The 11262-nt window shown below is 66.6% G+C and carries 11 protein-coding genes; 7 read left to right on the top strand and 4 right to left on the bottom strand.

The genetic code is table 11. The annotated features are described in order from the left end of the window. Nucleotides 1-265: 265 nt before the first annotated feature. Nucleotides 266-655, bottom strand: coding sequence for an ankyrin repeat domain-containing protein (locus OHA37_RS39490; RefSeq protein WP_266914158.1), 390 nt, complete (start codon nucleotides 653-655; stop codon nucleotides 266-268). 170 nt (nucleotides 656-825) lie between these two features. Between OHA37_RS39490 and OHA37_RS39485 the strand changes: the two genes are divergently transcribed. The 4 genes from OHA37_RS39485 (at nucleotide 826) to OHA37_RS39470 (ending at nucleotide 6181) form a co-directional block, all read left to right on the top strand. Further along, the gene (locus OHA37_RS39485) at nucleotides 826-1329 is read left to right on the top strand and encodes a hypothetical protein (RefSeq protein WP_266914156.1); all 504 of its coding nucleotides are present in this window, start codon (nucleotides 826-828) and stop codon (nucleotides 1327-1329) included. Nucleotides 1330-1398: 69 nt separating this feature from the next. After that, nucleotides 1399-4095, top strand: coding sequence for a DEAD/DEAH box helicase (locus OHA37_RS39480; protein WP_266914154.1), 2697 nt, complete (start codon nucleotides 1399-1401; stop codon nucleotides 4093-4095). A 47-nt stretch (nucleotides 4096-4142) separates the two neighbouring features. Beyond that, on the top strand, nucleotides 4143-4445 hold the full coding sequence (locus OHA37_RS39475) for a hypothetical protein (protein WP_266914152.1): 303 nt from the start codon (nucleotides 4143-4145) through the stop codon (nucleotides 4443-4445). Nucleotides 4446-5005: 560 nt separating this feature from the next. Next, nucleotides 5006-6181 carry an ATP-binding protein gene (locus tag OHA37_RS39470; protein WP_266914150.1) on the top strand — a complete coding sequence of 392 codons (1176 nt, stop codon included), beginning with the start codon at nucleotides 5006-5008 and terminating at the stop codon, nucleotides 6179-6181. A 96-nt stretch (nucleotides 6182-6277) separates the two neighbouring features. On the opposite strand, the gene OHA37_RS39465 is transcribed toward OHA37_RS39470, so the two are convergent. Then, nucleotides 6278-6652 (bottom strand): hypothetical protein, encoded by a 375-nt coding sequence (locus tag OHA37_RS39465; protein ID WP_266914148.1) that lies wholly within the window; start codon nucleotides 6650-6652, stop codon nucleotides 6278-6280. Nucleotides 6653-7247: 595 nt separating this feature from the next. Between OHA37_RS39465 and OHA37_RS39460 the strand changes: the two genes are divergently transcribed. After that, a complete protein-coding gene (locus OHA37_RS39460; RefSeq protein WP_266914146.1) occupies nucleotides 7248-7673 on the top strand; it encodes a hypothetical protein in 426 nt (141 codons plus the stop codon). Between the two features lie 175 nt (nucleotides 7674-7848). On the opposite strand, the gene OHA37_RS39455 is transcribed toward OHA37_RS39460, so the two are convergent. Together OHA37_RS39455 and OHA37_RS39450 are read right to left on the bottom strand one after the other, a co-directional pair. After that, entirely contained in the window at nucleotides 7849-8004 is a 156-nt protein-coding gene (locus OHA37_RS39455) for a hypothetical protein (protein ID WP_266914144.1), read from the bottom strand. A 514-nt stretch (nucleotides 8005-8518) separates the two neighbouring features. After that, nucleotides 8519-8776, bottom strand: a complete 258-nt coding sequence (locus OHA37_RS39450; RefSeq protein WP_266914142.1) for a hypothetical protein — start codon at nucleotides 8774-8776, stop codon at nucleotides 8519-8521. A gap of 762 nt (nucleotides 8777-9538) precedes the next feature. On the opposite strand from OHA37_RS39450, the gene OHA37_RS39445 reads away from it, so the two are divergent. Then, nucleotides 9539-10045, top strand: a complete 507-nt coding sequence (locus OHA37_RS39445; protein WP_266914140.1) for a hypothetical protein — start codon at nucleotides 9539-9541, stop codon at nucleotides 10043-10045. A 177-nt stretch (nucleotides 10046-10222) separates the two neighbouring features. Continuing rightward, nucleotides 10223-11167 carry a methylenetetrahydrofolate reductase gene (locus tag OHA37_RS39440; RefSeq protein WP_266914138.1) on the top strand — a complete coding sequence of 315 codons (945 nt, stop codon included), beginning with the start codon at nucleotides 10223-10225 and terminating at the stop codon, nucleotides 11165-11167. The last annotated feature ends 95 nt before the right edge of the window (nucleotides 11168-11262 follow it).

The following is an 11262-nucleotide window of genomic DNA, read 5'->3' as shown; positions in this document are numbered from 1 at the left end:
GAGCGCTGCGCGCTCAGGACCGAACGGCCTCGCTGCGCTCGGCCGGGCCCGTCGGGCCCGGCTCTGCGCGTCGCTCCGAGCTATAGCCGGCCCTTCGGGCCGGGAGTCCTGCGCTTCGCTCCGGACTGGCTCTGGGTTCCGCTGCGCTCCACCCAGAGTGGAGCTGCTTCGCAGCCCCACGGACTCCCGCGCTTCGCGCGGGAGATGACCCCGTTTCACTGGGGCCGGGCCTACGGCCCGTTGGGTGTCCGCTTCGCTCCCACCCTCAGTCCTTCCGGCTCCGCCTCCAGGACCACAGCCCGCTCCGCGGGCCGGCAACAGGAACCGCGAGGGCTGCTGTGTGCCGGTCCAGGAGCCTGACTGCCATGTCATGGTTGTCAGAACTCGCCAACTGGCGTGGCGTCTCGCCTTCGGGTGTTGCGGTGGGGTCAGCTCCGTAGGCCAGCAAGATCGCGGTGAGCGCCGAATCGAGCGGACCGCCGGACTGGAGCGCCCCATCCCCCTCCACATCAATCGCGTGAAGCAGGAGCGTCATCCCACAACAGACCTCTTCGGGGTCCACGCCCGCGTCGAGGAGACGGGTCAACTCGGCATGGTCACCCGACTCCACCGCCTGATGAGCAGGAGTCCACGGATTCTCGGCGGACTCGGTCATCGGGACTCCTATCGGGTTCTGGCATGACGACTGCATCTGGTAGATGCAGCATGTACCATTGGCGGAAATAGACTATATCACTGGGCAGGAAGAGGGCGGGGAATATGGGTGAGGCAAGGGCCTATCCAATCTATCGGAGTGAGAGTGGCAACGTAGACGCGGTAATCGCCGTGGCTCAGCTTCTGGTCGGGTGCGGGGAGCTGTGGGAGAACGCAACCGTCGGCCTGGATGCCGAACTGTGCCGGGTGGAGGAGGTCCTGGAGGCCCTCGAGGTGTTCCCTCAGGGCTGGTACTCGGGAGGTGACTCGCTACTCCGCGGTGTCGACCTTCCCCGCGATGCTACTGCGCTGGCCGGCTTGCTGCCGATGAAGCTCTCGGTCGAGGAACCTGTGGACAGTGACCTGCTTGAGCGGGCTGCGGGCGTGCTACGGAAGGCTTCTTGGGGGCAGATCGACTGGATGGCACTCAGCTGGCCGGCAGTACCCGAGCTCGATCTCGGACCCGAGCATGCCCGCACAGGCGTCCAGGCCTGCTTCAACAGCGACGCCGACGGCAACCCGGCTACCAACCACACCGTGTACGTACACGTCCGCCCTTTCACTGAAGAACGTGCGCAGCACCTCGCCAAGCAGATCGGACACGAAATCGTCGGCCCGTCCGAACAGGGTTGGTAGCTCCGGTCTCTCCAAGGGATTCCGATGCTTGTTTCATTCGTAAAAGTGTGAGAGATCGGCAGCTATCTTGTGATTCAGCTCCGGGAACACCAGGTCGACCAGAAGGCGCATTTCCGTAAGTGGGTTGGATTCCCTGCAAGGTTTTCCGTGCCTACTCAGGGGGCGCGGGCCACGATCGTGTCCGCGACCGGCTCCGGGAAGACCATCACGGCCGCGGCGAGCGCCCTGGAGTGCTTCTCCGGCGGACGGATCCTCGTCACCGTCCCGACCCTGGACCTCCTCGCCCAGACCGCCCAGGCGTGGCGGCTCGTCGGCCACCGCGCCCCTATGGTCGCCGTCTGCTCCCTGGAGAACGACCCGGTGCTCGACTCGCTGGGCGTGCGCACCACGACCAACCCGATCCAGCTGTCCCTGTGGGCCGGCTCCGGGCCAGTCGTCGTTCTCGCCACGTACGCCTCCCTCGTCGACCGCGAGGACCCCGAAGGACCCGGGGAACAGCGCAAGGTTCGCGGCCCGCTGGAGGCCGCCCTGGCGGGCGGAGAGCGGCTGTACGGGCAGCAGATGGCACCGTTCGACCTCGCGATCGTCGACGAAGCCCACGGCACCGCCGGTGATCTTGGTCGGCCGTGGGCCGCGATCCACGACAACACCCGCATCCCCGCCGCCTACCGGCTCTACCTCACCGCGACCCCGCGCATCCTCGCCGCGGCCCACCCCCAGCGCGGCGCCGACGGCCAGGAAGTGGAGATCGCGTCCATGACCAGCGATCCGGACGGGCCCTACGGCGAGTGGATCGCCGAGCTCGGCCTGTCGGAGGCCATCGAGCGGGAGATCCTTGCCGGTTTCGAGATCGACGTGCTGGAGATCCACGAACCCGAACGGCAGCCGCTCGTCCTATCGGAGGAATCGCTACGCGGCCGGCGCCTAGCACTGCTGCAGACCGCACTCCTGGAGCACGCCGCCGCGCACAACCTCCGCACCGTCATGACCTTCCACCAGCGAGTCGAGGAAGCCGCCGCGTTCGCCGACAAGCTGCCCCAGACCGCCGCCGAGCTGTATGCCAGCGAGACCTCCGACACCGCCCTCACCCAGGCGGACACCCTGCCCGCGTCGCCGATCGCCGCGGAGTTCTACGAGCTGGAGGCCGGCCGCCACGTACCCCCGGACCGCCTGTGGTCGGCATGGCTGTGCGGGGACCACCTCGTCACCGAGCGCCGCGAAGCCCTGCGCCAGTTCGCCAACGGCATCGACGCCGACAACCGGCGGGTCCACCGCGCGTTCCTCGCCTCCGTACGCGTTCTCGGGGAAGGCGTCGACATCACCGGCGAGCGGGGGGTCGATGCGATCTGCTTCGCGGACACCCGCGGCTCCCAAGTCGAGATCGTGCAGAACATCGGACGGGCGCTGCGCCCCCACCGGGACGGCAGCACGAAGGTCGCCCGGATCATCGTGCCGGTGTTCCTCCAGCCGGGCGAGAACCCCAAGGACATGGTCGCCTCCGCCAGCTACAAGCCCCTCGTCGCCGTCCTCCAGGGCCTGCGTTCTCACTCGGAACGACTCGTCGAGCAACTCGCCTCCCGCGCCCTCACCCACGGACAGCACCACGTCCACCTCCAGCGCGACCAAGACGGCCGGATCGTCGGAGCCGGCCGCATCGGAGGTGAGCCCGACGACGGCGGCCAGGAGAGCAGCGCCGATACAGCCATCGAGTCCGCACTTCTCCACTTCTCCACCCCGCGCGACGCCGCCACCATCGCGGCGTTCCTGCGCACCCGGGTCTACCGGCCCGAATCCCTCGTCTGGCTGGAGGGCTACCAAGCGCTCCTGCGGTGGCGGGCGGAGAACGAGATCACCGGCGTCCACGCCGTCCCCTACGACGTCGAGGTCGAAGTGGGGGTCACGAAGGAGTTTCCCCTCGGACGGTGGGTCCACCAGCAGCGCAAAGCCCTGCGGACGGGAGAGCTGGACGAGCACCGAAAAACCCTCCTCGACTCCCCCCAAGCAGGGATGGTGTGGGAACCCGGCCAGGAAGCATGGGAGACCAAACTCGCCGCACTCCGCTCCTACCGGCGCGCCAACGGACACCTCGCCCCGAGGCAAGACGCCGTCTGGGGCGAAGGCGAGGGCGACGACGACCAACTCGCCATCGGACAGTTCATGGCCAACCTCCGCCGCAAAGGCCCCAAAAACGGCCTCGGCAAGAACCAGGACACCGCGACCACCCGCGCCGCGCAGCTGACCGCCATCGACCGGGACTGGGACTGCCCGTGGCCGCTGGACTGGCAGCGGCACTACCGCGTCCTCGCGGACCTCGCCCAAACCGAAACCAGCGGCATCTTGCCGGCCATCGCACCCGGCGTCCTCTACGACGGCGACGACCTCGGCCGCTGGCTGGAACGCCAGAAACAACCCCACACATGGGCACAGCTATCGGCCGAGCAACAGGAGAGGCTGAGCAAGCTCGACGTACACCCCGACCAGGTGCCCTTCCCTGCCCCTGCGGCCGGACGCGGAGCGAAGGGGCCGAGTAAGGCGCAGCAGGCGTTCCAGCGGGGCTTGGTGGCCTTGACGCAGTGGGTGGAACGGGAAGGCGCCGGCCGACCCGTGCCCCGCGGCCACACCGAGGTCGTCGCGGTCGACGGAGAGACGGAGGCGGTGACCGTTCGACTTGGCGTATGGATCTCCAACACGAAGAGCCGGCGGGACAAGCTCACCGCAGACCAGCACGCCGCCCTCGCCGAGCTCGGCGTGAACTGGTCCAAGTAGCCGCGACACTGTATTGCTGGCAGCGACCCCTTTGAGAAGATCCCAACATGCCCACGCCCACCGCAGAAGAACTCCTTGCATCCGTCAGCGGACTGTCCCCCAATCAGGCGCAGCAGATCGCCGACCACATCGATCAATGCCGAGACCTTCTCACCGCAGGGACCGGCATGGACACCGTCCAGCAGCACCTGAAGGACCAAGGCGTCCCCATCATCCGCGCCATCCTGATCACCACCAGACTCATCGGCGATCACCCCAGCAAGCTGCGGGCCGCACGCGAGATCGTCGAATGCAGCCCCGCCCGCACACCCGACACCGCACCCAGCAGACCAAAGCACCCAGCTCCATAGCCCGCAGCGCCGCGCACGGCGAAGAGGCCCAGCCAGGTCGGCGACCAGGCACAGCGCGGCCTGACAGCCCTCACGCGGCGAGTCGAGCAGGAAGACACCCACCGGCCGGTTCCCAGGGCCCACGGGGAGGAGATCACAGTCGCCAGCGAGGCCGAGCTGGTGACCGTGAAGCTCGGCGTATGGATCTCCAAGCGCGACAAGCTCACCACCGACCGACCTGCTGTCCTCGCCGAGCTCCGCACCCACTGGGCGCAGTAGCGTGTCGCACCCTGCCGGAAATCCGTAGGAAAAGGCACCTCAGGCCCAGCCGAGAACGCCCTCCGCGCGCCTTCGGCGGGGCCTTCGCGCTGCTCCGCTCCCAGCAGCGGTCCCCTAGAACGACGGCTGCAGACAAGCCGTGGATGCGACCACCTGGGACCTCATCCTAGAGGGCCTGACCTGCGGTTTTTCCCTCAGAACCCTAGGATGGGCATGCGCCGGAGACCCGCGTGGAAGCCGCTTCGGCCGCTTCGGCTGCATCCGCTCACACACATGCTCAGGACGGCCAGGGAGGGTGTTTCATGACCGAGTCCGGCAACCCCAGTCAGCCCGCGAACGTGAATGAGTACAACGCCAGTCACATCCAGGTACTCGAGGCCCGCGAGGGGATACGCAGGCGCCCCGGCATGTACATCGGCTCGACCAGCGAGCGCGGTCTGCACCAGATGGTGTTCGAGGTCGTCACGTACGCCGTCGACGAGCACCTTGCCGGCCACGCCGACACCATCGACGTCACGATCACCCCGGACGGCGCCATTCGCGTCGCGGACAACGGGCGGGGCCTGCCCGTCCAGGTGGAGGAGTCCACCGGCATGTCGGCCCTCGAACGCGAGCTGACGGAGCTGTCCTTCGACACCAAGCCCCACAGCGGCTACGGGGTCTCCGGCGGCATCAGCGGCCTGGGCCTGTGCGTGGTCAACGCACTGTCGAGCCGTCTCACGGTCGAAGTCCACCGAGACGGCCACCGTTGGACCCAGGCGTACGAGAAGGGCACCCCGCTCACTCCCCTGACGAGGCACGAGGAGACGGGCAATCACGGGACCGCGATTACGTTCATGCCCGACACAGGCATCTTCGAGACCACCCACTACTCGTTCGCCACGCTGTCGCAGCGCCTCCAGGAACTGGCCTTCCTCAACGACGGCCTGGCCATCTCACTCACCGACGAACGGCCGGAGCGACCGGCCCGCTACCACCACACGGACGGCCTACGGGCCTACGTCGCCCACCTCAACCCCTACCCCCCGAGCCTCGTCCACTCCCCCGCCATCGCCTTCGAGTCGGAGAACCAGGACAAGACGATCTCCGTACAGGTCGCCATGCAGTGGAACACCTGGTCGCCGGGAGAGTTCCGCTCCTTCGCGAACAGCACACGCACCCATGAGGGCGGCGCACACGAACAGGGCTTCCGCACCGCACTCACGGACCTCATCAACGAATACGCACGCCGTCAACGGCATCTGCGCGCGAACGACAAGGACATCACGGCCGAAGCCATCCACGAGGGCCTGACCGCGGTCGTCTCCGTGAAGCTCGCCCGTCCCGTCTTCGAAGGCGCCACCCGGACGAAGCTCAGCAATCCCGAGGCAGATACCTACGTCCAGGAAGCCGTCCACGAACACCTCACCGACTGGCTAGACCACCACCCGGACGAAGCCGCCGCCATCACCCGCCACATCCTGAACGCGTCCATCTGACGTGCGAAGGTGCGACAAAGGACCTCCAGCCCGGGGGTAAACCCGGCGGGGGGTGAACGCCGAGACGGCGGGGTGCCGATTGCCTGTGAAGTTCGGTTACTCCGCCTCGGTCTTGATCTTGGTGCGGTAGAGCATCGCGTAGCGGCGGCTGTGCCAGGTCGCATGCGGGTCGCCGACGTGCAGTTCCGTGGTGATCTTCGAGCGCTGCTCGGGACCACCGGCGAGGAACACCGTGAGCTCGAAGACGATGTCTTCGACATCTTCCTCCACCTCAGCAGTGAGCTCGGCGACAGCGAAGTGGAGGACGACCTCTTCCGGCCGAGGCTCGACGGCGATGGCGAGAACATCCGGCCCGATGAGCCCCAGCGAGGCCTGAAGCGTTTGAATCAGCAGATAGTTCCGCCGCAGCAGGTCACGCTCCTCGGTCGCCGTGATCTCCGGGTTGTAGTACCGCCTGGCGGGATGATCCATCCCCGCAGCGTAGCGATCCGGCCGAACAGGGCTCGCATACTGCAGTTGCCACGTGGGGGGGGCCGGCAGTGGAACAAGATCTCATCGTGTGAATGTGCAGGCTGGTGGCAGCGGTCCACCAGCACATATTCGCTCCATGACAGCCGGCTGGTCACCCCATGACAGCAGCCACCCGGGCCAAGGCCCTCCCTCACCAGGTACGCCGCGCTGACGCCCACGCGCTGCCACCCGGCAGCACATTCACAGCTCGGTGGGGGCTGCTTCGCAGCCCAGGGCCGGCCTTCGGCCGGTAGCTCTCCGCTTCGCTTCGAGCTGCAGTCCTGCGCTGCGCTCCGGACTGCTCCGGTTCCGCTGCGCTCCACCGGAGAGGCCCGCTACGCGGGCAGGGACTCCCTCGCTTCGCTCGGGAGGTGACCCTGTTTCACAGGGCCCGAGCCAGGACCCGTCCTTCGGACTGGCACCGGTTCCGCTGCGCTCTCCCGGCGCAGGCCCCCTCTCGGGTGCTCCCCTCGCATTCAGTCCCTCCCACTCGAAATACGAAAAACGCTGTGCGGGATCATCAAGCATCACCCGTATCGGCACTGGAGTCCTACACGTGGAGACAAAGACTGCAACACGCCCAGCAGGCACGGCATGGGTGGTTGCCGGGATCGGCATCGCACTCGTCACCGTGGCTCTACTGAAACGGACAGAGGGGAAGCTCTACGTCTTCTGTCAGCAGCATCCAGAAATCGACCGCGTAACGTGGACATCTCTCGCCTTGATACTCGGTGCCCTCGTAGCCACAGTGACCTCTGCCGTTACACTCGCCCGACTCCGGCCCCGCACCATCCTCCCCGCGGTAACCTCCCTGGCTGCCGTCCTGCTCACTCTGATCGGCGCAGACGCAATCGACGCTTACGGCGAGCACTTGGCCCAAGCCGCAGCAGCACCCGGACGACCCGATGACGGGAACTGCGCCTACGTCGTCCCCACCTACAACGCAACCCCGGGCTCCTACTTCCCCTTCACCTGGAGCTAAGCCCCGCGCTTCGAACTGGTTCCAAGTTCCGCTGCACTCCACCATGGGCGGGCCGGCTTCGCCGGCCTGAGGCCTCCGCGCTCCGCTCTGGAGGTGACCCCCGTTTCACGGGGTCCGGGCCTGCAGAACCGTTCGGGTGGGGGTCGCTTCGCTCCCCCCGCCCGGGTCCTTCGGGCTACTCCCCGCCGCCGGGGATCGGCTTGACGATCGTGTGCGTGATGACCTGCCCCGTGATGTGCTTCGTCTCCAGCTTCTGAGTCCCCGCCACCAGCGTCGGCTTCTCCACCGGAACCGGCTCGGGGGTGGCCTCAACCTCTTGCTCGTCCGCCATGACGCTCTCCCTCTACTCCAGCGTATGCAGCTCGTACCCCGACCAACCTCCCCAGCAAGACCACCAGGTAGTCGGCGATTACAAGCCCCTCAGAAGCACAACGATCAAGCCTGCGCACTCAAGAGAGACCGGCTTCGCCGAGCCGGAGCCGGCCTTCGGGCATGGGGCCTGCGCTTCCCGCGGACGGGTTCGGGGGTTCGCTGCGCGCTCCGCCCCGAACGCCCGCTATACGGGCTGGGGTGACCCCGTTTCACGGAGTCCGGGCCTTCGGCCCACGTTGGGCGGGTCCGCTCGACTCCCCCACCCAGACCTTTCCGGCTCCGCCTCCAGGACAAGCCTGCTCCGCAGCCAGCCACAAGGGTGGCTGTCGAGGTTGATGACGTCGTGGTGCAGGAGGGGAGCTCAGAGATCGTCGCACCCTCCTGCACAGAGAGATGACGCCGGTTCAAATCCGGCCCACCCCTCATCGCGCCATCGGGGTACCACTGCGCTCCCTGTTCTTCCGGGTTCGTTCTCAGACCCAGTACCCGCCACAGTCAGAGGGCTGGGATTCCTCGTCCGGTGCCAGGGTCAGCGGACCCAGTCTCCGCACCAGTTCCCCATCGTTCAGATGACCTCCGAACCGATCCCAGCTCGCGATGAACCGTCCCGGTGTCAACCCCAGATCAAAAACCGATGTGAACGTCACGATCATGCAGAAGGAAATCCCACCGTCACGGTCGACCGGATCGCTGATGCGAGCCTCCAGGTCGCCCTTCAACCAGGTGAGCATCTCCAGCGTGGACGCCCCTCCCCTCGCCCTCCGACGCAACTCCCGCTCAATCTCCTGCTGCCCAGCTCCCCGGCCCATATCCCACCCCTTCGGCGAAACGAAGCTAGTCACCGATTCAAGCACCTCCCTGGGGCATCGAGAGCAGACCACAGGCAGGCAAGACCCCGGTACGGGCCCGCGCCCGAGGCATCCACATCGCACAAGCTCCAGGAAGAAACCCAACACGCGCCACCCCCCGTCGGCCTCAACCCTCCAACTGCAATCCAAACAGGCACAACCAAAGACCAGACTCCTACCCAAGGAGGAGTCTGGGACACGGTCCTCTGCCCATAGCCGGCCTTCGGCCGGGAGTCCTGCGCTCCGCTCCGGACTGCTCCCGGTTCGCTGCGCTCTACCGGGAGCAGTCCGTATCGCGGGAAAAGGGGGCACCAGCAAGATCGAACACTTGTATGTTCATGGTTGGTTGTGGTGAACGGTTCGGTGCAACAGCACCAAGGGGGAACAGTGAGAAGCAGTCAGAAGGCCGCGGGGGCCATCGCGGCCGTTGCCGTCATGATGCTCGTCGGATGCCAGAGCGCTGACGCCGGGAAGAGTAGCGGTACCGCGCAAGGTCCAGGAGCCGGCCAGGACGGTTCACCCGCCGGGACTGCGACGGCAACTCCTCAGGGCCAGACTGCCCCACCACCCGCCGCTTCCTCCTGCCCGCCCCTGTCCGACCAACAGACGGATGCCGCGAGCGCAACCGACGTAGCCTCAGCAGGGATGGGATGGGCCGCTTTCGGCCCCCTGTACCTGCCCACCTCGAAGACCTCGGGCCCGGCCGTCACCCAGGGCCAGGTCGCCCGCTGCTATGCCCGTACGCCGCGCGGCGCCGTCCTCGCCCTGGTGAACATCAGCAGCCGGGCAGCCAACGGCCCGGACTGGCGGAAGGTCGTCGAGCAGCAGGTCTTTCCCGACGCCTCGAAGAACGTATTCGAGCAAGGTACGGCGGCGCACCGCAGCGGCCAGCCCGACTACCCCGCGAAGTCAAACCGAATGGTGCCCGCCGGGTACAAACTCGTCACCTTCACCCCGGACACCGCCATCGTCGACATCGCGTACCGCAACCCCGGAGGCACCTTCACCACAGTGATGATGACCGCACGCTGGCACGAAGGAGACTGGAAACAACAGATGTCCCCCGAAGGCGGAATCTCCGAATCCGTACTCAGCAGGTTCAACACCAACGGCTACACCCTGTTCCCACAAGCACCCAAATCAACAAACTGAACACCACACCACCTGACAGTGAGGGACCGAGAGTTATTGTCAAATCCTGTGGATCTGATCAGCGCGGTCGTTCCACCGGAGCCTTGTTATGGTTCCCTCGGGCGAGAGCGGCCGAATCCGGTCTCACGGAGTGACCTTCGCCTACTGCCTGGTGAATGAGCTGGTAGCTTCCGCGACATGATGGATCTCAGAGACAGCACAGCTCTCCGGACGCTGGTGACCGACGCCGAGAGCGGCATCCTGCTGTTCGGCATCACGCCGCCGCGTCTGAGCACCGCTCCCGAGCGGATCCAGGAGATCACCGCAGCCACGTTGGCACGGTTGGACTTCCTCGACCTAGACGGTCTGGCGCTCTACGACATCGACGACGAGAGCGACCGCAATCCTGCGGAGCGACCGTTTCCGTACCTGCCGACCATGGACCCCGCCACCTACCACGCGGAATACCTCGCCGAGTGGAACCGCCCCGCGGTTATCTACCGGTGCGTCGGCAAGTACCCCGAGGCGGAACTGCGGACTTGGCTGCAGACGGCCGACACGGACCGCGTGCTCAGCGTCTTCGTCGGTGCGGCCTCGAAAGACAAGACGGTGCGGACCCGCCTGTCCGAGGCTCAGGCCCTGCGCCGTGACGTCCGCCCGGACCTGCTGCTCGGCGGCGTCGCCATCACCGAGCGGCCCGACGAGCACCTGCGGCTGCTCGCCAAGCAGGAAGCGGGATGCACGTTCTTTATCTCGCAGGTCATCTACAACGCCGACGCGGTGAAGAGCATGGTCTCCGACTACTACTACGCCTGCCGCGACCGGCGGCTCGCACCAAAGCCCGTCCTGTTCACGCTCTCGGTATGCGGCTCGGTGAAGACGCTGACGTTCCTCAAATGGCTCGGAGTCGACGTGCCACGCTGGATTGAGAACTCGCTGCTCCACGCCGAGGACACCCTGGCCGAGTCGTACGAGCACTGCTTGGCCACCGCCCGTGACCTGGTCGCCTTCTGCCGCAGGCTCGGCATGCCGTTCGGCTTCCTCGTGGAGAGCGTGTCGATCCGCAAAGTAGAGATCGATGCCTCGGTCGCCCTCGCCGGCGAGGTGAGCGGACTGCTCGGGCGCGGTCGACCATCCGCATGAGGCCGGCCATGAACGTGCAGTTGTCAAGTCCTCTGATCACGACATAGCTCAGGCTGCTGAGACTTCCTCGCGATCGACGAGGACTCCCATCTCGA

The organism is Streptomyces sp. NBC_00335 (genome assembly GCF_036127095.1).
In the GTDB taxonomy this organism is placed as follows: domain Bacteria; phylum Actinomycetota; class Actinomycetes; order Streptomycetales; family Streptomycetaceae; genus Streptomyces.
This window is presented reverse-complemented; position numbering and strand designations above follow the sequence as displayed.